17 protein-coding genes are annotated in these 22,965 nt (G+C 68.6%); 10 read left to right on the forward strand and 7 right to left on the reverse strand.

The genetic code is table 11. From position 1 onward, the window contains the following. Nucleotides 1–23: 23 nt before the first annotated feature. A complete protein-coding gene (locus AAN986_RS20220; RefSeq protein ID WP_047218707.1) occupies nucleotides 24–1,334 on the reverse strand; it encodes a branched-chain amino acid ABC transporter substrate-binding protein in 1,311 nt (436 codons plus the stop codon). A 98-nt stretch (nucleotides 1,335–1,432) separates the two neighbouring features. On the opposite strand from AAN986_RS20220, the gene AAN986_RS20225 reads away from it, so the two are divergent. Then, entirely contained in the window at nucleotides 1,433–1,813 is a 381-nt protein-coding gene (locus AAN986_RS20225) for an Hsp20 family protein (RefSeq protein ID WP_047218708.1), read from the forward strand. Nucleotides 1,814–1,964: 151 nt separating this feature from the next. On the opposite strand, the gene tsaD is transcribed toward AAN986_RS20225, so the two are convergent. Both tsaD and AAN986_RS20235 read right to left on the reverse strand, forming a co-directional pair. Beyond that, nucleotides 1,965–3,005, reverse strand: a complete 1,041-nt coding sequence (gene tsaD, locus AAN986_RS20230; protein WP_349335447.1) for a tRNA (adenosine(37)-N6)-threonylcarbamoyltransferase complex transferase subunit TsaD — start codon at nucleotides 3,003–3,005, stop codon at nucleotides 1,965–1,967. A gap of 90 nt (nucleotides 3,006–3,095) precedes the next feature. Further along, nucleotides 3,096–4,790, reverse strand: a complete 1,695-nt coding sequence (locus AAN986_RS20235; protein ID WP_047218709.1) for an EAL domain-containing protein — start codon at nucleotides 4,788–4,790, stop codon at nucleotides 3,096–3,098. 295 nt (nucleotides 4,791–5,085) lie between these two features. Here AAN986_RS20235 and AAN986_RS20240 point away from each other — a divergent pair, with 295 nt between their 5' ends. The 4 genes from AAN986_RS20240 to AAN986_RS20255 all read left to right on the forward strand — a co-directional run bounded on the left by AAN986_RS20240 (nucleotide 5,086) and on the right by AAN986_RS20255 (nucleotide 9,728). Next, nucleotides 5,086–6,351: a nitrate regulatory protein gene (locus AAN986_RS20240; RefSeq protein WP_017407366.1), complete on the forward strand. Its 1,266-nt coding sequence runs from the start codon at nucleotides 5,086–5,088 to the stop codon at nucleotides 6,349–6,351. Between the two features lie 317 nt (nucleotides 6,352–6,668). Next, a complete protein-coding gene (locus AAN986_RS20245; protein ID WP_034367671.1) occupies nucleotides 6,669–7,949 on the forward strand; it encodes a CmpA/NrtA family ABC transporter substrate-binding protein in 1,281 nt (426 codons plus the stop codon). Between the two features lie 40 nt (nucleotides 7,950–7,989). Further along, on the forward strand, nucleotides 7,990–8,925 hold the full coding sequence (gene ntrB / locus AAN986_RS20250; RefSeq protein ID WP_034367678.1) for a nitrate ABC transporter permease: 936 nt from the start codon (nucleotides 7,990–7,992) through the stop codon (nucleotides 8,923–8,925). Then, entirely contained in the window at nucleotides 8,922–9,728 is an 807-nt protein-coding gene (locus AAN986_RS20255) for an ABC transporter ATP-binding protein (protein WP_017407363.1), read from the forward strand. Before ntrB ends, AAN986_RS20255 begins: the two co-directional genes overlap by 4 nt. 60 nt (nucleotides 9,729–9,788) lie before the next feature. On the opposite strand, the gene AAN986_RS20260 is transcribed toward AAN986_RS20255, so the two are convergent. From AAN986_RS20260 to AAN986_RS20270, 3 genes are all read right to left on the reverse strand, one after another. Next, nucleotides 9,789–10,229: a CBS domain-containing protein gene (locus tag AAN986_RS20260; RefSeq protein WP_016449718.1), complete on the reverse strand. Its 441-nt coding sequence runs from the start codon at nucleotides 10,227–10,229 to the stop codon at nucleotides 9,789–9,791. A 122-nt stretch (nucleotides 10,230–10,351) separates the two neighbouring features. Further along, nucleotides 10,352–10,996: a DUF937 domain-containing protein gene (locus AAN986_RS20265; RefSeq protein ID WP_047218710.1), complete on the reverse strand. Its 645-nt coding sequence runs from the start codon at nucleotides 10,994–10,996 to the stop codon at nucleotides 10,352–10,354. Between the two features lie 122 nt (nucleotides 10,997–11,118). Beyond that, nucleotides 11,119–12,807, reverse strand: a complete 1,689-nt coding sequence (locus AAN986_RS20270) for a PAS domain-containing methyl-accepting chemotaxis protein (protein WP_016449720.1) — start codon at nucleotides 12,805–12,807, stop codon at nucleotides 11,119–11,121. 414 nt (nucleotides 12,808–13,221) lie between these two features. Between AAN986_RS20270 and AAN986_RS20275 the strand changes: the two genes are divergently transcribed. The 5 genes from AAN986_RS20275 to AAN986_RS20295 all read left to right on the forward strand — a co-directional run bounded on the left by AAN986_RS20275 (nucleotide 13,222) and on the right by AAN986_RS20295 (nucleotide 22,406). After that, a complete protein-coding gene (locus AAN986_RS20275; RefSeq protein ID WP_082138105.1) occupies nucleotides 13,222–14,475 on the forward strand; it encodes an FAD-dependent oxidoreductase in 1,254 nt (417 codons plus the stop codon). Nucleotides 14,476–14,525: 50 nt separating this feature from the next. Further along, entirely contained in the window at nucleotides 14,526–17,363 is a 2,838-nt protein-coding gene (locus AAN986_RS20280; protein ID WP_047218745.1) for a nitrate reductase, read from the forward strand. 98 nt (nucleotides 17,364–17,461) lie between these two features. Further along, nucleotides 17,462–18,376 carry a DNA-binding protein YbiB gene (ybiB, locus tag AAN986_RS20285; RefSeq protein WP_047218711.1) on the forward strand — a complete coding sequence of 305 codons (915 nt, stop codon included), beginning with the start codon at nucleotides 17,462–17,464 and terminating at the stop codon, nucleotides 18,374–18,376. A gap of 26 nt (nucleotides 18,377–18,402) precedes the next feature. After that, nucleotides 18,403–19,215 (forward strand): uroporphyrinogen-III C-methyltransferase, encoded by an 813-nt coding sequence (gene cobA / locus AAN986_RS20290; RefSeq protein WP_013803477.1) that lies wholly within the window; start codon nucleotides 18,403–18,405, stop codon nucleotides 19,213–19,215. A 149-nt stretch (nucleotides 19,216–19,364) separates the two neighbouring features. Beyond that, nucleotides 19,365–22,406 carry a transporter substrate-binding domain-containing protein gene (locus tag AAN986_RS20295; RefSeq protein ID WP_241150388.1) on the forward strand — a complete coding sequence of 1,014 codons (3,042 nt, stop codon included), beginning with the start codon at nucleotides 19,365–19,367 and terminating at the stop codon, nucleotides 22,404–22,406. Here the strand turns inward: AAN986_RS20295 and AAN986_RS20300 are convergent. Continuing rightward, nucleotides 22,393–22,896, reverse strand: a complete 504-nt coding sequence (locus AAN986_RS20300; protein WP_013803479.1) for an acyl-CoA thioesterase — start codon at nucleotides 22,894–22,896, stop codon at nucleotides 22,393–22,395. The two genes, AAN986_RS20295 and AAN986_RS20300, sit on opposite strands and share 14 nt — an antisense overlap. Nucleotides 22,897–22,965: the final 69 nt, after the last annotated feature.

Here is a 22,965-nt window from a genome sequence, read left to right on the forward strand (position 1 = left end):
GGCCATACAAACCGTCGAGGCCGTCAGGGCCGGCGCATGCGGCACATCGCAGGCTGCTCGGCACGCGCCGCCTCGATCTCTCGCACCACGCGGAAGCCGTAGCCCGAGCCCTCCACATCGAAGGGCACGCCGGGCGCGCCCAGCCTGTCCATGACGCCGACCACCAGCGCCTGCTGGAACTGGTGGTCGGCCGCGCGCATGCGGCCCTTGCGCCCGGCCAGCGCCACCTCGGCGCCTTCCAGCGCCTGCGCCACGGCCACCGTGTCGGTGCTGCCCGCACGCGCCATGGACTGGGCCAGGGCCTCGATCATCAGTTGCATGCGCATGTGCACATAGTCATCGGCAGGCCTGGGAAAGCGCTCGCGGAATGACTTGTAGAAGGCCTGGCTGTCGGGGCCCGGCACGTTGGGCAGCCAGTCGGCCACGGCCAGCACCTTGCCCACGCCGGCCTCGCCCAGGGCGGCTGGCGCGCCCAGCGCATTGCCGTAGAAGGTGTAGAAGCGGCCGTCAAAACCCGCCTCCCGCGCGGCCTTGACCAGCAGCATCAGATCGTTGCCCCAGTTGCCCGTGATCACCGCCCGGGCGCCACTGGCCTTGATCTTGGCGGCATAGGGCGCAAAGTCCTTGACGCGGCCCACGGGGTGCAGCTCGTCGCCCACGATGGCCACATCGGGCCGCTGCGCGGCCAGCTGGCGCCGTGCCTCGCGCAGCACGGCCTGGCCAAAGCTGTAGTCCTGCCCGATCAGGTAGGCGCTGCGCACGGCCGCGTCCTCGCGCAGCACCTGCATCAGCGCGGCCATGCGCATGTCGGCATGGGCGTCGAAGCGAAAGTGCCAGAAGCTGCAGCGCTCGTTGGTGAGCGCAGGATCGACGGCCGAGTAGTTCAGGTACAGCACGCGCCGGGCCGGATCGCGCTCGTTGTGCTTGGCAATGGCATCGACCAGCACGGCGGCCACGGCCGAAGAATTGCCCTGCATGACCACGCGCGCACCGCCGTCGATGGCTGCGCGCAGCGCGGACAGCGCCTCCTCGTTCTGGCCCTTGCTGTCATGGCGTTCGATGGCCAGGGGCCGGGCGCCGCCCTGCGCGGCCGGCAGTGGCACACCCCCGCGCGCATTCACGCGCTCGGTGGCCCACAACAGGTTGCGGAACACGGCCTCGCCCGTATTGGCGAAGGGGCCGGACAGGCTTTCGATCAGCGCCAGCCGTATGGGCTCGCCAAGCGGCGGGGGCACGGGCTGTCCGCGTTCGTTTGCGGCCAGGGCCGCCAGCACGGGCGCAGCAAATAGCGCCATGGCACCGCTTTTCAAGACCTTGCGGCGCAATTTATTCATGGCTTTTTCCCTCTTGAAATACGTTCAACGCCGCTCAACTACGCTCCATGCGGCGACAACTTCGATGAAGCCGCGCAGTTTATAGGAGCCACTTCACCATGATCTTCTCGCCTGTTCTCCGCCGCAACGCCTTCAACCCCCAAGCCGCCGATCTGGCCCTGCAACGCTTCCTGCAAGGCACCCTGGGCAACGCCGCCCACTCTCCCTCGTCGGTGCAGGTGCAGCGCGATGAAAAGGCCACGACGCTGCAGCTGGATGTGCCCGGCCTGTCCCGCGAGCAGCTGCAGCTGAGCATCGAAGGCGCCGTGGTCCGTCTGTCCAGCGTCGAGGGTGCGCCCCGCCAGGTGCAGCGCGCCTGGGAGCTGGACCATGAGATCGACACGGCCGCCAGCAGCGCCAAGCTGGAAAACGGCGTGCTCACGCTGTCCCTGGCCCGCCTGGAACCCCAGAGCAAGGCCACCATGCTGAGCATCCAGTAAGTCCGGTCACGGCCAGCGCGTTTGTGCACCCGGGCTGTCAACCATCCTTTCTTCCATCCTCTTGGCAAGGTGACAGCCCGTTTCCAGAGCCCGGCCCGCGCCGGGCTTTTTTTGCACCCGCCGTGCAGGCCGGGCACGCGGCCCCGGACCATCAGGCCAGCGAATCGAGCGGCCAGCGCGGCTTGACGTCGAACGCGTAGTGCCTGTTCGCCATTTCGCGGCCTGCCTGCAGGCGCATGGCGGCGGCCATGGCGATCATGGCGCCGTTGTCGGTGCACAGGTGCAGCTCGGGGTAGTGCACGCGCAGCTTGCGCTTGGCACAGGCCGCATCCAGCTGGGCGCGCAGCAGACGGTTGGCGCCCACGCCGCCGGCCACGACCACGCGCTTCATGCCGGTCTGCTGCAGCGCCGCCAGCGTCTTCTTGACCAGCACCTCGACGATGGCCGCCTGCGTGCTGGCGGCCAGGTCGGCCTTGCGCGCCTCAAGGTCATCGCCCAGCTTCTTCGCCTGGGTCAGCACGGCCGTCTTCAGGCCGGCGAACGAGAAGTCCAGGTCGCCCGAATGCAGCAGCGGCCGGGGCAGCTTGAAGGCCTGCGCGTCCCCGCCCTCGGCCAGGCGCGAGAGCACGGGGCCGCCCGGATAGGGCAGGCCCATGAGCTTGGCCGATTTGTCGAAGGCCTCGCCGGCCGCGTCGTCGATGGTCTCGCCCAGGATGGCGTAGCTGCCCACGCCGTCCACGCGCATCAGCTGCGTGTGGCCGCCCGAGACCAGCAGGGCCACGAAGGGGAATTCGGGGGGATCGGCGCTCAGGAAGGGCGACAGCAGGTGGCCTTCCAGGTGGTGCAAGCCCAGCACGGGCTTGTCCAGCGCCGCAGCCATGGCGCAGGCCACGCCCGCGCCCACCAGCAGCGCGCCGGCCAGGCCGGGGCCGCGCGTGAAGGCGATCACATCGACCTGGTCCAGCGTGCGGCCGGACTCGCCCAGCACGCTTTCGGTCAGCGGCAGCACGCGGCGGATGTGGTCGCGGCTGGCCAGCTCCGGCACCACGCCGCCATAGGCGCGGTGCATGTCGATCTGGCTATGCAGCGCATGGGACAGCAGCCTGGGCACGCCCGTGCCATCGGGGGCCTCGACCAGGGCCACGCCGGTTTCATCGCAGGAGGATTCGATCCCCAGAATCAGCAAACTCATGGGACTGAAGTGTAGAACCTGCGGGCGCGGCGCACGGCCGCCCGCGTCAATGGCCCCTGGCCGGCGGGCAGTTGCGGGGCCGGCGGGCCGCTACAGGTTGTCCAGGTATGACGAGCGCGAGAACTGCACGGGCTCGATGCCGTCGGAGGTCCAGATTTCGCTGGCGATCAGCGCCTGGGCGTTCATGGGGCGAGCGAAGTAAAAGCCCTGCAGCTCGTCGCAGCCCAGCGTCTGAAGCACTTCGCGCTGCTGCTGGTCGGTCACGCCTTCGGCCACCACGCGCAGCTCCAGCGCATGGGCCAGGCGCACGATGGCATCGACCACGGCCCGCGCGTCGCTCTTGATGGCCACGTCCCGCACGAAGCTGCGGTCGATCTTGACCTCGTCGGCGCCCAGCTGGCGCAGCAGGGCCAGGCTGGAGTAGCCGGTGCCGAAGTCGTCGATGGAAATCTGCACGCCCATGCCCGTCAACTCGGCAATCACGGCCATGGTGGTCTTGTCGTCCTCCATGGCCACGGACTCGGTGATCTCGAAGACCAGCTGCTCGGGCCGAATGCGGTGCCGCTCGATCGCTTCGCCGATGTACTGCGCCAGCCGTGTCTGAAAGAGCTGATAGCCCGAGATATTGATGGAGACGCGCATGAAGCGCCGCTGGCGCGTCCACTGGGCAGTCTGGCGGCAGGCCTCGTCGATGACCCAGTCGCCGATCTCGCTGATCAGGCCGAAGCGCTCGGCCAGCGGAATGAACACGCGGGGGCTGATGAGGCCGAATCGGGGATGGTTCCATCGAACCAGCGCCTCCACGCTGCGGATGCGGCCCGTGCGGGCATCGATCTTGGGCTGGTAGAACAGCACCAGCTGCTGGCTTGCCACGGCGCGGCGCAGGGCTTGCTGCAGGTCGAACTGCACGGCCACATCCTTGCGCATGCTTTCCTTGAAGATGGCGCAGGAATTCCCGCCGGCGCGCTTGGCCGTGTACATGGCGAGGTCGGCCGCCGCCATGAGCTTTTCCTTCTGGCCATGATCGGGATAGATGGCCACGCCGACGGAGCTGCCGATGGAGATGGACTTTCCCGGCAGATCGAAGGGCTGGCCCAAAACCTTCTGCACCCGGCCGGCCATGGCCACGGCATCGTCCTCCGATGCCAGGCAGCCCAGCAGCAGCACGAACTCATCGCCCCCCACGCGCGCCAGCGTGTCCGACTTGCGCGTCATACGGTTCAGGCGCACGGCCACCTGGCACAGCAGCGCGTCACCTGCGGCATGGCCCTCCACGTCGTTGATGGGCTTGAATCCGTCCAGATCGATGTACAGCAGGCCCACGCGCACCGGCCCGCCGGGCCCTGGCTGCTCCACCGAGCTGTCGGCGCGCGCAATCGCCCGGCCAAGCCGGTACTCGAGCAGCGCCCGGTTGGCCGTGCCGGTCAGCGGGTCCCTGAAGGCGATGCGCTTGAGCTTCACATTGGCGCGCAGCAGCTTTTCATTGGTCTGCTGCAGCGATTGCGTCAGGCGCTGAGCCTTCTCGCGCAGGCGCACATGGACCACCAGCGAAACCAGCAGGAATATCAGAACGGGAATGGCGCCCCACAGGCCGAAAGCGCTCCACCCCGCGGCCCAGCTTCCCTGGCCATCGGATGGCGCCGACGCGGCCAGGAGCTCGCCCCCCGCCAGTGCCCGGCACTGCGCCAGGCCCAGCAGCAGCGCAGCCAGGAACGGGCCACGCCGGCGCACAGCAGTCCGCCCCAACACCGCCTGGGTCATGAACCGCCAGCGCACGGGGGACATCCGATCTTCTCGTGATATTGCAAGCTCATGCTGATTCAGCCTCGCTGCCGCATTGCGCAGCCCGATCTTGTGGATGGCTATGCCATGGTTGTCGTGTGTGCCGGAAAGCCGGGCTTTTTCCTGCAGGGCACCCGGCAAATATTCGACACATTCGCGCGTCCAAATTTGTATCGACGATTTCAAAACGTTAGAAAAATTCTATCAAACCCTGCGCCTTGCTTCTACTTCTCCTTTTGCGCCACGGCAGGCCCGGCATGGGAATTGCATCAATGCAGGCAGACAGGACCCGTCCCCCATGAAAACCGCTCTCAACTTTCTTGTGGCCGCGCGCCAGTGCGAAATCGGCGAACTGGAGCAACTGCAGCGCACCAGCGCACTGGTGGATCTGCTCAGCCGCCTCATCCATGCGCTGCAAAAGGAGCGCGGCCTGTCCAACGTCTTTCTGGCCAGCGCGGGCGCGCATGGCGGCGAGGCACGGCTGGCGCAGATGGCCGAGTGCGACCGGATTGCCGCGGCGGCGCTTGACGGCTTCGACCGGCTGGACATGCAGCCCGGCCAAACAGACTCCACGGGACACCCCGGCCATGGCGCGCGGCTGTTCAGCCGCATCGCCCATGTGCTGCAGTGCCTGGACGCCCTGCCTGCGCTGCGCGAGCGCGTCGCCAGCCACGACCTGTCGCCGGAGGCGGCCACCGCCATCTACATCGAGCTGGTGGCAGGCCTGCTGGCCGTGGTGTTCGAGGCGGCCGACAGCGCGCCCGAGCCCGGCATCTCGCGCCTGCTGGTGGCCTTGTTCAACTTCATGCAGGGCAAGGAATTCGCGGGCCAGGAGCGTGCCACGGGCGTGGCCGCCTTTGGTGCGGGCGTCAGCGATGCGCCGCGCCAGCAGCACTGGCTGCACCTGATCGCCTCGCAGGAGCGCTGCTTTCAGGTCTTTGCGGAGTTCGCGCCGCCCCATTCCCTGGCCCTGTGGCAAGAAAGCAGCGCGGCCGACGCCACGCTGGCCGTGATCGAACGCCTGCGCCGCGTGGGCTGCACGGCCGCGCCGGGCACTCCCCTGGCGCCGGAGATGGCCGAGCCCTGGTTCGACAGCTGCTCGCGGCGCATGGATGCGCTGCACACCGTCGAGGCCCGCCTGACGGCCGAGCTGCAGCAGCAGTGCCAGCGCTGCATTGTCGATGCGCGCGCCGCCCTGCAGACGCTGCTGCAGGCGCCGCAGGCAATGGAGATCACGCCCGTCTCCGCCACGCTGGCGCTGGGCGGGCTGCAGCCCCCGGCCGCGCGTCTGGGCCCGCAGCTGGACCGATCCGTGATGGACCTGGTGCAGGACCAGTCCCAGCGGCTGCAGGCCATGCAGGCCGAGCTGGAGACCGTGCGCGCCACGCTCACGGAACGCAAGCTGCTGGAGCGCGCCAAGGGCCTGTTGATGACACGGCGCCAGCTCAGCGAAGGCGAGGCCCACAAGCTGCTGCGCCAGACCGCCATGAACCAGAACCGCCGCCTGGCCGAAGTGGCGCAGGCCGTGCTTTCCATGGCCGATCTGCTGCCGCCCGCCCCATGAACCCGGGCCGCTGCGCGCCATGTTGCAGCGCAGCACCGACTTGGTGCAGTGCTGCGGCAAGTCGCGCACCAGAAGGTGGCCCGGCGCGGACGGCAAGGCAGGTGGAGTGCATGGTCCCCCTTGAACGCCGCCTGGCACGGTTTCTGCATTGACTCTGGCAAATCCCGGCCAAAGGCGGCCGGGAACCCGGTCTTGATTCAGGGCCCCAGGACAACGGCGTCACTCTCCCCGCGCAGCGCGGCCGGAGAGGACGCCGTTTTGCTTGGGACATGCCGGTTTGCAAGTGTTCTATTCCCGACGATCGAAGGAGTTCCGCCATGGCGTCCACGCCCCAGCCCACCACAGGCCCTCTCACCTCCGGCCCGGCACTGCCCCGGCGCGATTTTCTGCGCCAGGCCGGCACGCTGGCAGGCGGCGCGGCGCTCTACACCCAGCTGGGCCACCACGGCGCCTGGGCGGCCGGCTCGGATGCGCCCGAGAAAAAGGAAGTGCGCATTGGCTTCATTCCGCTGACCGATTGCGCCAGCGTGGTCATGGCCTCGGTGCTGGGGATCGACCAGAAGTACGGCGTCAGGATCATTCCCTCCAAGGAAGCGAGCTGGGCCAGCGTGCGCGACAAGCTGGCCAATGGCGAACTGGACTTTGCCCATGTGCTGTACGGCCTGGTCTACGGCATGCACCTGGGCGTGGGCGGCGCCAGGAAGGACATGGCCGTGCTGATGACGCTCAACCACAACGGCCAGGCCATCACGCTGTCCAAGAAGCTGGCCGACAAGGGCGCCGTCAACGGCGCAGGCCTGGCCAAGCTGATGGCCAGCGAAAAGCGCGAATACACCTTTGCCCAGACCTTTCCCACGGGCACGCATGCCATGTGGCTGTACTACTGGCTGGCGGCCAACGGCATCCACCCGCTCAAGGATGCCAAGGTCATCACCGTGCCGCCGCCGCAGATGGTGGCCAACATGCGCGTGGGCAACATGGACGGCTTTTGCGTGGGCGAGCCCTGGAACCACCGCGCCATCATGGACGGCATCGGCGTCACGGCCACCACCTCCCAGGCCATCTGGCAGGACCATCCCGAGAAGGTGCTGGGCACCACGGCCGAATTTGCCCGCCAGAACCCCAACACGGCACGCGCCGTGACGGCCGCCATCATCGAGGCCGGCCGCTGGATCGACGAGAGCCTGGCCAACAAGACCCGCATGGCCGACACCATTGCCGGCAAGGCCTATGTGAACACCGGCGTGGACGCCATCAACCAGCGCATCCTGGGCCGCTACCAGGACGGCATGGGCAAGACCTGGGACGACCCCCACCACATGAAGTTCTATGGCGACGGCAGCGTGGGCTATCCCTATCTGTCCGACGGCATGTGGTTCCTCACCCAGCACAAGCGCTGGGGCCTGCTCAAGGAGCACCCCGACTACCTGGGCGTGGCCCGCTCCATCAACCGCCTGGACATCTACCAGCAGGCCGCCACCGCCGCCAAGGCCCCGCTGCCCAAGGGCGAGATGCGCAGCAGCAAGCTGATGGACGGCACGGTCTGGGACGGCAAGGACCCGCGCAAGTATGCGGACAGCTTCGCCATCAAGGCCTGAGAGATCCCCTTTGAAGACCCATCCCACCGAGGAACACACCATGGTCAGCGCCGTCTTCCACTTCCCGGCAGAGTCCTCCACCGCCGCCGCCCCGCCTGCGCCGGTTTCCCCCACCGCTGCATCCCCGGTCCCGGCCATGCAGGCTGCACCGGCAACGCCCAGGACTCCCGCCCCTGCGCGCGACTGGGCGGCGCTGTCGCGCGCCTTCTGGCTGGCCGTGCTGCCGCCGCTGTGCGGCCTAGGCCTGCTCGTGGGCGTGTGGTCCCTGGTGGCCGCAGGCTCGGGCCAGAGCATTCCGGGGCCCCTGGCGACCTGGCAGCAGGCGGTGGAGATTTTCAGCGACCCGTTCTACCGCAACGGCCCCAATGACCAGGGCGTGGGCTGGAACGTGCTCGCTTCGCTGCAGCGCGTGGCCGTGGGCTTCGGCCTGGCGGCCCTGGTCGGCATTCCGGCCGGCTTCGTGATCGGGCGCTTCAACTTCCTGTCGCGCATGTTCAACCCGCTGATCAGCCTGCTGCGCCCGGTGTCGCCACTGGCCTGGCTGCCCATCGGCCTGCTGGTCTTCAAGGGCGCCAACCCGGCGGCCATCTGGACCATCTTCATCTGCTCGATCTGGCCCATGCTCATCAACACCGCCGTGGGCGTGCAGCGCGTGCCCCAGGACTACATGAACGTGGCGCGCGTGCTCAACCTCAGCGAATGGAAGATCGCCACCACCATCCTGTTCCCGGCCGTGCTGCCCTACATGCTGACCGGCGTGCGCCTGGCCGTGGGCACGGCCTGGCTGGTCATCGTCGCGGCCGAGATGCTCACCGGCGGCGTGGGCATCGGCTTCTGGGTCTGGGACGAGTGGAACAACCTCAACGTCAAGAACATCATCATCGCGATCTTCGTGATCGGCATCGTGGGCCTGCTGCTGGAGATGGCCCTGGTCAAGCTGGCAACGGCATTTACGTTCGAAGAGGTGAAGGCATGAATGCATCGTCCAAGTTCATCGAGATCCAGGGCGTGGAGCAGAGCTTCAAGACCGCCAAGGGCCTGTTTCCGGCGCTGCGCAATATCGACCTGACCATTGCGCGAGGCGAGTTCGTCTCGCTGATCGGCCACTCGGGCTGCGGCAAGTCCACCCTGCTGAACCTGATCGCGGGCCTGACCACGCCCACCACGGGCGTGCTGCTGTGCGCCAACAAGGAGATCAAGGGCCCCGGACCCGAGCGCGCCGTGGTCTTCCAGAACCACTCGCTGCTGCCCTGGCTGACCTGCGAGGGCAACATCCACCTGGCCGTGGAGCGCGTCTATGGCCGCACGGAAAGCCGCGCCCAGCTCAAGGCCCGCACCCTGGCCGCGCTGGAACTGGTGGGCCTGGCCCATGCCGCGCACAAGCGGCCCGGCGAGATATCGGGCGGCATGAAGCAGCGCGTGGGCATTGCGCGCGCGCTGTCGATGGAGCCGCAGGTGCTGCTGATGGACGAGCCCTTCGGCGCGCTCGATGCGCTCACGCGCGCCAAGCTGCAGGACGAGCTGCTGGAGATCGTGGCGCGCACGCAAAGCACCGTGGTCATGGTCACGCACGATGTGGACGAGGCCGTGCTGCTGTCCGACAAGATCGTGATGATGACCAACGGCCCGGCCGCCACCATCGGCGAGGTGCTGCAGGTCGGCCTGGCCCGCCCGCGCAACCGCGTGGCGCTGGCCGAGGACGACCTCTACCGCCAGTGCCGCAAGGCCGTGATCGATTTCCTCTACACCCGCCAGGGGCATGTGGAAAAGGCGGCCTGAACCTTCACAGGTCCTGCCGCCTTCGAGACCCTGCCCATGGCGGGCAGGCCGAGCCCCGGCTCAGTGCCGGCCCGAGATGTAGTGCTCCAGCTGCTCGATGATGAACTTCTGCTCGGAGATGATGTCCTTGACCAGGTCTCCGATGGAGATCAGGCCCAGCAGCTTGCCGCCTTCGTCCACCACGGGCAGGTGGCGCAGCCGGTTCTCGGTCATCACCGCCATGCACTCCTGCGTGGTCTGGGTGGGGCCGACGAACAGCACGTCGCGCGTCATCACGTCGCGCACCAGGGTGGCGCCGGAGGTGCGCCCCAGCAGCGCGATCTTGCGCGCGTAGTCGCGCTCGGTGACGATGCCGGCGATCTCGCTGCCCTCCATCACGAGCAGGGCGCCAATGCCCTTGTCGGCCATGAGCCGCAGCGCGTCGAGCACGGAATCGGTAGGCGCGATGCTGTACACCGCGCTGGTGGCCTTGGACTTGAGAATGTCTGCAACTGCTGTCATGGGTGCCTTTCAGTCGTTCGCCAATTCGGTTCTAGTGTCATCCGAACTGCGCCCAAAAAGCAACAGGGCCAGCGCGTGTATGCACACGCACCGGCCCTGCCCGATTCAGTGAATGCGGCCCTTCAGCGGCGGCCGCCCAGCAGGCTGCCACCAATCTTCATCAGATCGCTGAGACCTACCTGGCCGTCGCCATCCTGATCGAGCAGGCTTCCCAGCAAACCACCACCCAGGCCGCCCTGCTGCTGCGCCTGCGCATGCTCGCGGCCCAGCACCTGGCCCAGGCCGCCGGCATCCATGCCGCCTGCGCTCACGCGCTGTGCAAGAAAGGACATGACGATGGGGGCCAGCAGCTGCAGCAGCTGGGCCGCGCCGCCGCTGCCCAGGCCCGTGGCCTGGCCCAGGCCGTCCTGCGCGCGCTGCTGGTTGCCGCCCAGGATATGGCCCAGGATGGCTGCGCCGTCGAGCCCGCCGCCCGCATTGCCGCCTGCGCCGCCGCCCAGCAGCGAGCCCAGCAGGCCTCCCAGATCCAGCCCGCCGGCGCCACCGCTGGCCGCGCCGTGGTCGCGCTGCAGCGCGCCGAAGAGATTGGCCGCGCCCTGCGAATCGGCCGCATTGCGGCCCAGCGAGCCCAGCAGCACGGGAAGGGCCGCGCCCACGGCACTTTCGGTCTGAGCGGGGCTGGCGCCGATCTGGTCTGCCATCTGCTGCATGGGCGCGCCCTGCAGTTGGGCCATCAGTTCGGCGGCCAGGGAAGAGCTGGAGTTCATGGTCGTTCCTTCATCCGGTCGCCCGGTCAACACAAAGTCACATGGTAGCGCCGGCCGGTGCAGCGGGCATGACGGCGCAGCGCCCCAAGTGTCAACGATGTTTTCCAGCGCCCGGATCGCGCTCAGCCCGTGGTCAGCGCCGGCTGCGGCTGGGTGCGCGGCGGCCGCAGCGGCGGCAGCGGCGCCTGCGCCTTCATGGACCGGCGCAGCGCCACTGCGTCGGCCACGGCCGCCGGTGCCCGGGCCGTGGCGTCCAGCCGGAAGACCTGCACGGTCTCCGACACGGTCTGCGCCTGGGCCTGCAAGGCCATGGCCGATGCCGCGTTCTGCTCCACCAGCGCCGCGTTCTGCTGCGTGATGTTGTCCAGATGCGCCACGGCCGCGTTGACCTGCGAGATGCCGCTGAGCTGCTCGTTGGAGGCGCTGTGGATTTCGCCGATCAGCAGGTTCACGCGCCGCACCAGGTCCAGCGATTCGGTCATGGTTTTCTGCGCGACCTCGGTGCGCTGATTGCCATCCAGCACCTTGGCGGCGGAGTCGTCTATGAGTTCGCGGATCTCCTTGGCCGCTGCCTGCGTGCGCTGCGAGAGACTGCGCACTTCGGCCGCCACCACCGCAAAGCCCCGGCCCTGGTCGCCCGCGCGCGCGGCCTCCACGGCGGCGTTCAGCGCCAGGATGTTGGTCTGGAAGGCGATGGAGTCGATGAGCTGCGTGATCTCGCCGATGCGCCCCGACGCGGCCTGGATCTGCTTCATGGTGGCCGCCACGCCGTCGACGGCGCCGCTGCTGCGCTCGGCCACCTCGCTGGCCTGGGTGGCCAGGTCCGTGGCCTGGCGCGCCGACTCGGCCGTGTGCTTGACCGTGCCCGTGATCTCCTCCATCGAGGCCGCCGTCTGCTGCAGGTTGCCGGCCTGGGTTTCCGTGCGCGCGGACAGGTCCTGGTTGCCCTGCGCGATTTCCCGCGTGGAGATCTGCATCTTGTCGCTTTCCTCGCGCGCATCGCGCACGATGGACAGCAGGTTCACATTGAGCTGGCTCAGCGCCTTCTGCAGATCGCCCACCACGTCCTTGCGCGTGATGCGTATGGTCTGCGTCAGGTCGCCGGCCGCCAGGCGGTTGGCCTGCAGCACCATCTGCGCCAGCGGCGCCACGGTCAGCCGGTACGCCCAGGCCCCGGCCAGCCCCGTGAAGATGCAGACCGCCAGCCAGGCCAGCGCGGACCATGCATCCAGCGTGTGCCCTCCCGCCATCGCCGCGCCAAAGGCTGCCGCCACCACCAGGAAGAAGATCAGCACCAGCTTGCCTGCCAGGCCCAGGCTCAGCGCGCTGGCAAGGCGTCCGCGCAGGTTGTTGCGCACCAGATGGCCGGCGCGCAGCACGTGGACCTTGCGCCCTGCGTCCTTTTCGGCGCGCATGGTGGCGTAGAGGCGCTCGGCCGCATCCGTCTGCTCGCGCGTGGCCTCGGTGCGCACCGACATGTAGCCCGAGGGACGGTCGCCTTCCATCAGCGGCGTGACATTGGCCATGACCCAGTAGAAGTCGCCGTTCTTGCGCCGGTTCTTCACGGGCGCCGACCAGGGCAGTCCGGCCGAGATGGTGGCCCACATGTCGCGGAAGGCTTCCTCGGGCATGTCGGGGTGGCGGATCATGTTGTGGGGCTGGCCCAGCAGTTCTTCGCGCTCGTAGCCGCTGACCTCGATGAACATCGGGTTGCAGTAGAGGATGCGCCCCTTCAGGTCCGTGGTGGACACCAGGGTCTGGCCCTTGGGAAATGCGTATTCACGCGTGCTGACTGGCAGATTCACTCTCATAGGCGTGGTCCCTTGAAGAAGAAAAATCCTTCACGTCATTGCGGCCCTGGCTTACTGCAGGACCCGGTGGCTTGTTGTACCCCGATTCGTCGCATTTGAAACAAATCGCCACAAAACCTCCATTCGATTCAGACATCTGATTGCGCGCTCTCGATAGCGGGCGCACCGCCTTGAGGCATGCGACGCACCACCATGGCTCGGCCGCCGGGCGGCAGCCCCGAGGACAGGGCCCGCGCAGGGCTGCGCGCCCTGGCATGCCGCTTGCTTCATCCCGTGCGTGGCCATTGCAGGCCATGGGGGCAAGGCGCAACGAGGTGCCGCTGCCCCAGGGACAAAGGCGTCAACCCGCGCGCAGGCAGCAGCCGCGCAGTGGGGATGACGCCTTTTTGCTTTTCGAACCGATGCGGGGGCGCAATGAAGAAATCCAGGCTGGTGATGGTGGGCAACGGCATGGCCGGCGTGCGCACGCTGGAAGAGCTGCTCAGGATCGCGCCCGACCTCTACGAGATCACCGTGTTCGGCGCCGAGCCGCACCCCAACTACAACCGCATCATGCTGTCGCCCGTGCTGGCGGGCGAGCAGCAGCTGGACGAAATCATCCTCAACGACTGGTCCTGGTATGCCCGGCACGGCATCACCTTGCATGCAGGCTGCCGCGTGCATGCGGTGGACCGGGCGCGCCGCGTGGTGCACGCCGTGGACGCGGCCGGACAGCCGGTGAGCGCCGGGTACGACCGCCTGATCCTGGCCACGGGATCGCGCCCCTTCATGCTGCCCGTGCCCGGGCGCGAGCTGGAAGGCGTGCTGGGCTACCGCGACATTGCCGACACCCAGGCCATGATCGCGGCGGCCGCCAGCCACCGCCAGGCGGTGGTCATCGGCGGCGGACTGCTGGGCCTGGAGGCCGCCAACGGACTCATGAAGCGCGGCATGGAGGTCACCGTGGTGCATGCGGGTGAGCGCCTGCTGGACCGCCAGCTCGACGAGACCGCCGCCGCCTTGCTGCAGGCCTCGCTGGCCGAGCGCGGCATGCGCTTTCTGATGCAGGCCCAGACCCGCGCGCTGACGGGCGACGGCCAGGGCCGCGTGGCCTGCGTGCACCTGCAGGACGGGCGCGATGCGCCGGCCTCGCTCGTGGTCATGGCCGTGGGCATCCGACCCGAGACCGCGCTGGCCGAGCAGATGCACCTGCACGTGCAGCGCGGCATCGTGGTCAGCGACACGCTGCAGACCGTGACCGACCCGCGCATCTATGCCGTGGGCGAATGCGCGGCGCACCGGGGCGTGGCCTACGGGCTGGTGGCGCCGCTGTTCGAGCAGGGCAAGGTGCTGGCCAACCACCTGGCCGAAATCGGCATCGGCCGCTATCCGGGCTCGCAGACCTCGGCCAAGCTCAAGGTCACGGGCATTCATCTGTTCAGCGCAGGCGACTTTCGCGGCGACGACGGCACGGAGGAAATCGTGCTCAGCGACCCCGGCGCGGGCGTGTACCGCAAGCTGGTGCTGCGCGGCGACAGACTGGTCGGCGCCTGCCTGTATGGCGACACCGAGGACGGTGGCTGGTACTTCCGCCTGTTGCGCGATGGCGTGGCAGTGCAGGAACTGCGCGACCGCCTCATGTTCGGCGAAAGTCAAGCCAGCCAGGCCGACCCGGCCAGCGGCCCATGACGGCGCCCGCCCCCGTGCCCTGCCCTTCCCTCATCCACCCCAGGCCCACCATGCAAGAAACCCGATCCACCTGCCCCTACTGCGGCACAGGCTGCGGCGTCATCATCGAAAGCGATGGTGCGCGCATCACGGGCGTGCGTGGCGATCCGGCGCACCCCGCCAACCACGGCCGCCTGTGCACCAAGGGCAGCACGCTGCATCTGACGGCCTCGCCCGCCCTGGCGCGGCAGACCCGGCTGCTGCAGCCCGCCCTGCGCACCACGCGCGGGGCGGCGCCCCGGGACATCAGCTGGGATGCCGCGCTGGACCTGGCAGCCGGCAGGCTGGCCTCCATCGCGCAGGAGCACGGCCCCGACGCCGTGGGCCTGTATGTGAGCGGCCAGTTGCTGACCGAGGACTACTACGTCTTCAACAAGCTGGCCAAGGGCCTGATCGGCACCAACAACATCGACACCAACTCGCGCCTGTGCATGAGCAGCGCCGTGGCGGGCTACAAGGCCACGCTGGGCGCCGACGCGCCGCCGGCCTGCTACGAGGACGTGGACCATGCGGACTGCCTGTTCATCGTGGGCAGCAACGCGGCATGGGCCCATCCCGTGCTCACGCGGCGCATCGAGCAGGCGCGTGCTGCGCGGCCGCAGATGAAGATCATCGTGGCCGACCCACGCCGCACCGACACGGCCGGCATGGCCGACCTCTTCCTGCCGCTGCGCCCCGGCAGCGACACCCTGCTGTTCCACGGCATGCTGCACATCATGGAGCTGGAAGGCTGGCTGGACCGGGCCTACATCGCGCGCCACACCAGCGGCTTTGCCGACCTGCAGGCCCTGGTGCGGGAGGCCACGCCCGAGCGCGTGAGCGAGGTCTGCGGCCTGCCCCGCCACGACCTTTTCCAGGCCGCGCAGTGGTTCGCGCTGGGAGGAGATGCGCGGGACGGCGCCGCCCGTGGCGCAACGCTCAGCCTGTACTGCCAGGGCCTGAACCAGAGCAGCAACGGCACGGCCAAGAACGCCGCGCTGATCGGCCTGCACCTGGCCACGGGCCAGATCGGGCGCGCAGGCGCAGGGCCGTTCTCGCTCACGGGCCAGCCCAATGCCATGGGCGGGCGCGAGGTGGGCGGGCTGGCCAATCTGCTGTCGGCCCACCGCGACCTGGCCAACCCCGCCCACCGCGCCGAAGTGGCCGCCCTGTGGGGCGTGGACGCCGTGCCGCCCCGCCCTGGCAAGACCGCCGTGGAGATGTTCGAGGCCGCCGCCGAGGGCGAGATCCGCGCGCTGTGGATAGCCTGCACCAACCCTGCGCAAAGCATGCCCGACCAGGCCCTGGTGCGGCGCGCGCTGCAGCGGGCCGAATTCGTCATCGTGCAGGAGGCCTTTGCCACCACCGCCACCTGCGCCTACGCCGACCTGCTGCTGCCTGCCACCACCTGGGGCGAGAAGATCGGCACGGTGACCAACAGCGAAAGGCGCATCTCGCGCGTGCGCCCCGCCGTGGCCGCACCCGGCGCCGCACGCCATGACTGGCGCATTGCCGTGGACTGCGCGCGGCGCATGGAGGCACGGCTGCGCCCGGGCCGGCCCAGCCTCTTTCCCTACGACACCGAAGACGCCGCTGCCGGCGCCCAGGCCATCTGGAACGAGCACCGCGAGAGCACGCGCGGGCGTGACCTGGACATCACCGGCCTGTCCTGGGATCTGCTGGACGCGCAAGGCCCCCAGCAATGGCCGCTGCCCGAAGGCGCAGCCCAGGGCCGCGCACGGCTCTACGAAGACGGCCGCTTTCCCACGCCCGATGGCCGCGCACGCTTTGCCCTGCTGCCCTGGCAGCCGCTGGCCGAGCCACCCGATGCGCACTACCCCTTCAGCCTGACCACGGGCCGGCTGCGCGACCAGTGGCACGGCATGAGCCGCACGGGCCAGTTGGGCCGTTTGTTCGGCCATGCGGCCGAGCCCTGCCTGCAAATGCACCCGCAGGACATGGCCGAGCGCGGCCTGCGCGCGGGCGACCTGGTGCAGATGAGCAGCCGGCGCGGCACCCTGCTGGTGCCGGTGCAGCCCGATGACACGCTGACGCCCTCCCAGCTCTTCATGGCCATGCACTGGGGCGGCGAGTACCTGGGCGGCACTTCAATGGGCGGCATCAACGCCCTGACCACACCGGCCTTGTGCCCCGGCTCCAAGCAGCCCGAACTCAAGCACACGGCCGTGAAGCTGCAAAAGGCCGAACTGCCCTGGACCCTGCTGGCCATGGCCTGGCTGCCCGAGGACCGGGTGCTGGCCGTGCGCGAGCAGTTGTCCGCCCTCATGCCGCACTTCGGCTTTGCCAGCTGCGTGCCCTTCGGCAATGCCGTCCCGCTGCAGGACGCCGCCCGGGCCCGGCACGGCGTGCTGCTGCGCGCCGCCGCGCATGAGGCGCCGGGCGAGGCCGTCCTCGCACGGATCGAATCCCTGTTGGGCCTGGATGCCGCCGACACCCTGCGCTACACCGACCGCCGCCGCCAGCACAGCCGCGCGCTGCGACTGGACCGCCACAGCCTGTCCACCACGGTCGAGGCCCTGCTACTGGCGGGCGACACGCGCGCGGGCAGCTGGCTGTCCACCCTGCTGCAGGACCAGATGCCGGCACAGGACTATGGCCGCCTGCTGCTCATGCCCTCGGGCTCGGCGCCGCTGGCCATCCAGCCGCGTGCGCGCCAGGTCTGTACCTGCTTCGATGTGGACGAGACCACCATCGCAGGCGCGCTTGCGCGCTGCGAGGGCAGCGACGACGCGCGCCTGGCAGCGCTGCAGGGCCAGTTGCGCTGCGGCACCAATTGCGGCTCCTGCCTGCCCGAGCTCAAGCGCCTGGTGCGCCACATACCCCTGGCGGAGAGCCAGGAGTCCGCATGAAAGAGGCGATTGAACAACGGGTTTGCATATATAGCGAAAAGTAATGAAACCTGCGGGAAAATATGCCCCCACAGGATTCCACCCACGATTGCAACGCCATGGGCATCAGCCAATACATCAAGGAAATAGGCCGCGGCGCACGCGGAGCCAAGGCGCTGGAGCGCCCGCAGGCGGCCGACCTGTTCGGCCAGGTGCTGGACGGCGGCGTCAGCGACCTGGAGATCGGGGCCTTTTGCATCGCCATGCGCATCAAGGGCGAGACCGTCGAGGAGATGAGCGGCTTCCTGGACGCCGTGCATGCGCGCGTCGCCCGTTTTCCCGCCTCGGCCAATGGCCGCCCCGTGATCGTGCTGCCCAGCTACAACGGCGCGCGCCGCCTGCCCGTGCTCACCCCCCTGCTGGCCCTGCTGCTGTCACGCGAAGGCCTGCCCGTGCTGCTGCACGGCATGCGCACCGAGGCGCGCCGCATCCTGGCCAGCGATGTGCTGCAGGCCCTGGGCATTGCGCCGCTGCCATCTCCCCAGGCCCTGGCCGGCGGCCAGGTGGCCCATATCCATACCGAACATCTGCACCCGGCCCTGGCGCGCCTGCTGTCCGTGCGCGAGGTCATCGGCCTGCGCAACCCGGGCCACAGCGTGGTCAAGCTGCTGGCGCCCTGCGACGGCCCCTCCCTGCTGGTGACGGCCTACACCCATCCCGAGTACCTGCCCATGCTGCACGGCACCTTCGGGACACTGGGCATGAATGTCCTGCTCTCGCGCGGGCTGGAAGGCGAGGTCGCGGCCGACCCGCGCCGGCTGCCGCGCTACGACGGCTTTGTGGCAGGCGCCCACCAGCTGCTGGCCGAGCAGCAAAGCGGCACCGCCTCCGACGTGCCGGGCCTGCCCGCCGAGATCGACGTGGACACCACGGCGCGCTACACCGAAGACGTGCTCGCGGGCCGGCTGCCCGTGCCGCCCGCGCTCACACGCCAGGTGGAACACATCGTCCACCTGGCCGATCAGATTCGCTGAATACCCCAGAAAAACGGAGCCCCGCCATGACGACCCCGTCCCACACCCCCGCGAACACCGCCCGGCGCGGCACCTGCACCCTGGTCGGCGCCGGCCCCGGCGACCCGGAGCTGCTGACCATCAAGGCCCTCAAGGCCATACAGGCTGCCACCGTGCTGCTGGTCGATGACCTGGTCAGCGACGCCATCGTGGCCCATGCCGCGCCCACGGCGCGCATCGTCTACGTGGGCAAGCGCGGCGGCTGCAAGAGCACGCCCCAGGCCTTCATCGAAAAGCTCATGCTGAGCGCCGTGCAGGAGGGCGAGACCGTGGTGCGCCTGAAGGGCGGCGACCCCTTCATCTTCGGGCGCGGCGGCGAAGAGGTGGAGCACCTGCGCGAAGCGGGCGTCGAGGTCCAGGTCATCAACGGCATCACCGCTGGCCTGGCCGGGCTCACCAGCCTGGGCGCCCCGCTCACGCACCGCGACCGGGCGCACGGCGTGGTCTTCATCACGGGCCACGCCAAGCCCGGCGACAGCGGCACCGATTGGCGCCAGCTGGCCGCCACCGCGCGCGATGCACGGCTCACCCTGGTGATCTACATGGGCGTGAGCAGCGTGGAGCACATCCGCGCCGAGCTGCTCAATGGCCTGCCCGCAGCCACGCCCGTGGCCGTGATCCAGCACGCCAGCCTGCCACAACAGCGCCACGCGCTGACCACGCTGGGCGCGCTGGTGGAGTGCATTGCCGACACGGGCCTGGGCAGCCCCAGCGTCATCGTCGTTGGCGATGTGGTCCATGGCGTACGGGCAATGGCCGAACCTCAGACGCAGCTCACCGCTGCGGTTGCAGCCGCCTGAGTGCGAGATTGCTGCAATCAAAAATCTATCGATTCATAAAAGTCATTAGTTTTCATTAAAAATCCCCTGTTGGCTGCCGAAACGGCGTTTAGACCGTTTTGGCAGACCGTCAGCTCCGCCAGGCGGCGGTAGCGCCATCGGGGGATTCCATGAAAACACCAGGCCTTACTTTCACTTCCACAGCTGCGCAGATACGGCTGTCCGCATGGCGGCGCACGTGGTCGCCGCTGCTGGCCGGCTGCGCGCTGGGCATGGCCCTGCTCATGCCCGGCCTGGCTGCAGGCGCCGACATGGTGCTGGCCACGCGCGTCACGGCCGTTGCAAAGCCCTGGCTCACGCCCGCGCACCGCCAGTGGCTGCAGGCGCGCGGGCCGCTGTCCGTGGGCATTTCCCTGCCCGACCATCCTCCCCTGGAAATGATCGATGGCGAGCGCTTCCAGGGCATCACGGCCGACCACCTGGGCCTGCTGTTTCCCACGCCGGTGCGCTTCAAGACCTATGGATCGCGCGTGGCCGTGCTAGATGCGCTGCGGCGCGGCGAGATCGACCTGGCCTGCGAGGGCACCGAGCTGGAGGCCGAACGCGCCGACCTGGCCCTGAGCGTGCCCTACCTGCCCAGCCAGCCCGTGCTGGTGTCGCTCTCGCATGCGCCCTTCGACGCGGAGCGCCGGGGCGCGCGGCTGGCCATGACGCCCAACCAGCTGCTGCGCTCCCAGGTTGCGGCCGCCTATCCTCTCAGCGAGCTGCTGACCTATGAAACACCCCGCCGCGCGCTGGAGGCGCTGAGCCTGGGCGAGATCGACGGCTTCGTCGGCGACACGGTCACGGTGCACTACCTGATCCAGGCCAACTACCTGCTCAACCTGCGCGTGCAGGGCTTTGCCCCCATAGAGAGCCGAGGCTTCGGCATGCTGGTGCGGCATAACGATACGCAGTTGAAGGCCTATCTGGACCAGGCCCTGCCCACCATCACCTTGCAGCATGGCGACGACATTCTGCACAGCTGGAGCGGCAGCCGCCGTCCGCTGCTGGGAAGCGACCGCGTGGCCCTGACACCCTCGGAAAAGCAGTGGCTGGATGCCCATCCCCGCATTCCCGTGGTGCTCAACAGCTCCCTGGGATCGCTGGGAAAGCTGAATGCCGACCGCCAGGCCGAGGGCATAGGACCCGACTACCTGGACCTGATCAGCCACCGCGCCGGCCTGCAGTTCGACTACGTGACCGCACGCAACTACACCGAACTCGAGGCCATTCTGGGCTCGGGCAAGGCCCTGCTCACCCCCGTCTACACCTCGCCGCCGATTGCATCGCCCGATATCAAGCTGCTGCCGCCCTACCTGCGCAGCGCGGTGGTGGTGATGGCCCGGCCCGAGGCGAATGCGGGCACACAGCGTGACAAGGGCATACACCACCTGCAGGGACTGGAGGGCAAGCGCGTGGCCATGGTGGCTGGCTTCTTCCTGGAAGACACGGTGCGCCGCGAGCATCCGCGCATACGGCTGCAGCTGTATCCCGACCTGGCCCAGGCCCTGGCCAGCGTGGCAGCCGATGACAGCGATGCCTTCGTCGGCAACGACTACGCAGCGCGCTATGCCAACGCCCAGCAATTGGGCAACCAGTTGCAGCTCACCGGCATCCTGGAGGACTACACCCGCCCCGTGAGCCTGGCCGTGCATGCCGCCGAGCCCGAGCTTCTGAGCATTCTGGAGAAGGCCCAGCTGTCCATCTCACCCGAAGAAATGGCCGAAATCGTGCGCCTGTGGGCACCGCGCGATAGCGGCAGCGGCACGCGCTTTTGGCGCGAGCACCGCCAGCGCCTGCTGCTGCTGCTGGCAGCGCTGGCGCTGGCCACGGCCACCTCCCTGGTCTGGGGCTTTTACCTGAGCCGCCAGATGCGCAGGACGCGCCGTGCCGAGCGGCGCGCCGAGGCCGCCAACCGGGCCAAAAGCCTGTTCCTGTCCACCACCAGCCACGAGATACGCACGCCGCTGAGCGCCATCATCGGCCTGCTGGAGCTGGCGCAGGACCGCGAAAAACTCGGCCTGCCCCACCGCGATACGCTGGCCGCGGCCCACAAGGCCTCCCAGGGCATGCTGCTGCTTCTGGGCAATGTGCTGGACCTGCACCGCATCGAGTCGGGCCACATCGACTCCACGCCCCAGCCCGTGGCGCTGCGGCCGCTGATCGAAGACATGGCCCCGCTGCTGCAGGGCCTGGCGCACGGCAAGCGGCTGTCGCTGCGCACCCAGGTTGGCAAGGGCGTGGACCACAGCGTGACGGCCGACCCGCTGCACCTCAAGCAGGTGCTGTTCAACCTGCTGAGCAATGCCATCAAATTCACCGAACGCGGCAGCGTCACCCTGCGCGCGCAAGGCACCCGCCGCCATGACCGCCTGCTGCTGCAGATGGAGGTGGAGGACACCGGCATCGGCATTGCGCCGCAGGACCAGGCCCGGCTGTTCAAGCCCTTTTCGCAGGTGCCGGGCGCCCATCAGGACCAGGCCTTCGGCAGCGGCCTGGGCCTGAGCATCACGCGCCGCCTGCTGGAGCACATGGGGGGGACCATCACCCTGGAGAGCGTGCCGGGCCGGGGCTCACGCTTCACGGTCAGGTTGAGCCTGCCGCTGGTGGAGCCGGACGACAGGCCGTCGGCCGAAGAGGTATTGCCCCGGATCATGCCCGCGCCCCTGGAGCTGCGTGCAAAGGCCGATACAGGCACCGAGCCCCTGCCCGAAGTCCCAGCCGAGCCTGAACTCAGAATCCTGGCCGTGGAAGACTATCTGTTCAATCGCGAGCTGCTCAAGAGCCAGTTCACCGCGCTGGGCCACGGCATCTCGCTGGCCGGCGATGGACAGGAGGCCTGGGCGCGTTGCCTGGTCGAGTCCTTTGATCTCATCATCACCGACGGCCGCATGCCGATCATGGACGGCTTCGAGTTCATCCGGCGCCTGCGTCGGCGGGAAGCCGAAAACCAGCTGCGCCGCTGCCGCGTGATTGCGCTGACCGCCAGTCCCGAGGCCTCCGAAGCGCTGCGCTACCTGCAGGCCGGTGCCGACGAGGTGCTGTCCAAGCCGGCCTCCATGGAAGACCTCAGGCGCGTCATTGAGCAGGTGCGGGACGAGTTGCAGGGCAGCGCGCCCGGCACCTGGCATCGGCCACCCGCCGCACCCTCCACGCTCAGCCCGGCTTGACCGAACTGCTGGCCGTCACGCGGCTTTGCTCGAAGCGCTGGGCCAGCTCGCGGCGCAGGTCCTTGCGGATCAGCGCGGCCTGCCAGCGGCGCTTTTCCTCGTCGGTGGCCGGCACCAGCGTGGGCACGGGCGCAGGCTGCTTGTTCTCGTCCACCGCCACCATGGTGAAAAAGCAGCTGTTGACATGGCGCACCACCTGGGTGCGGATGTCCTCGGCCACCACCTTGATGCCGATCTCCATCGACGACTTGCCCGTGTGGTTGACGCTGGCCAGGAAGGTCACCAGCTCGCCCACATGGATGGGCTGCAGGAACATCACCTGGTCCACGCTCAGCGTGACCACATAGCGGCCCGCGTAGCGGCTGGCGCAGGCATAGGCCACCTGGTCGAGCTGCTTGAGAACGGCGCCGCCATGGACGTTGCCCGAAAAGTTCGCCATGTCGGGCGACATGAGCACGGTCATGCTCAGCTGGTGCGATGGGAAATTCATCGCTGGATTTTAGGAAAAAGCGCCATTGCGCGAGAATGAGCGCCCTTTTGCCCCCCGAGTGACGTTTTT

It is taken from the genome of Delftia sp. DS1230, from assembly GCF_040112715.1.
In the GTDB taxonomy this organism is placed as follows: Bacteria; Pseudomonadota; Gammaproteobacteria; order Burkholderiales; family Burkholderiaceae_C; genus Comamonas; species Comamonas tsuruhatensis.

Excerpts from the sequence above, each read along its gene's own strand:
- AAN986_RS20220 (WP_047218707.1), bottom strand. The coding sequence starts at position 1,334 with ATGAATAAATTGCGCCGCAAGGTCTTGAAAAGCGGTGCCATGGCGCTA.
- AAN986_RS20225 (WP_047218708.1), top strand. The coding sequence starts at position 1,433 with ATGATCTTCTCGCCTGTTCTCCGCCGCAACGCCTTCAACCCCCAAGCC.
- tsaD (WP_349335447.1), bottom strand. The coding sequence starts at position 3,005 with ATGAGTTTGCTGATTCTGGGGATCGAATCCTCCTGCGATGAAACCGGC.
- AAN986_RS20235 (WP_047218709.1), bottom strand. The coding sequence starts at position 4,790 with ATGTCCCCCGTGCGCTGGCGGTTCATGACCCAGGCGGTGTTGGGGCGG.
- AAN986_RS20240 (WP_017407366.1), top strand. The coding sequence starts at position 5,086 with ATGAAAACCGCTCTCAACTTTCTTGTGGCCGCGCGCCAGTGCGAAATC.
- AAN986_RS20245 (WP_034367671.1), top strand. The coding sequence starts at position 6,669 with ATGGCGTCCACGCCCCAGCCCACCACAGGCCCTCTCACCTCCGGCCCG.
- ntrB (WP_034367678.1), top strand. The coding sequence starts at position 7,990 with ATGGTCAGCGCCGTCTTCCACTTCCCGGCAGAGTCCTCCACCGCCGCC.
- AAN986_RS20255 (WP_017407363.1), top strand. The coding sequence starts at position 8,922 with ATGAATGCATCGTCCAAGTTCATCGAGATCCAGGGCGTGGAGCAGAGC.
- AAN986_RS20260 (WP_016449718.1), bottom strand. The coding sequence starts at position 10,229 with ATGACAGCAGTTGCAGACATTCTCAAGTCCAAGGCCACCAGCGCGGTG.
- AAN986_RS20265 (WP_047218710.1), bottom strand. The coding sequence starts at position 10,996 with ATGAACTCCAGCTCTTCCCTGGCCGCCGAACTGATGGCCCAACTGCAG.
- AAN986_RS20270 (WP_016449720.1), bottom strand. The coding sequence starts at position 12,807 with ATGAGAGTGAATCTGCCAGTCAGCACGCGTGAATACGCATTTCCCAAG.
- AAN986_RS20275 (WP_082138105.1), top strand. The coding sequence starts at position 13,222 with ATGAAGAAATCCAGGCTGGTGATGGTGGGCAACGGCATGGCCGGCGTG.
- AAN986_RS20280 (WP_047218745.1), top strand. The coding sequence starts at position 14,526 with ATGCAAGAAACCCGATCCACCTGCCCCTACTGCGGCACAGGCTGCGGC.
- ybiB (WP_047218711.1), top strand. The coding sequence starts at position 17,462 with ATGGGCATCAGCCAATACATCAAGGAAATAGGCCGCGGCGCACGCGGA.
- cobA (WP_013803477.1), top strand. The coding sequence starts at position 18,403 with ATGACGACCCCGTCCCACACCCCCGCGAACACCGCCCGGCGCGGCACC.
- AAN986_RS20295 (WP_241150388.1), top strand. The coding sequence starts at position 19,365 with ATGAAAACACCAGGCCTTACTTTCACTTCCACAGCTGCGCAGATACGG.
- AAN986_RS20300 (WP_013803479.1), bottom strand. The coding sequence starts at position 22,896 with ATGAATTTCCCATCGCACCAGCTGAGCATGACCGTGCTCATGTCGCCC.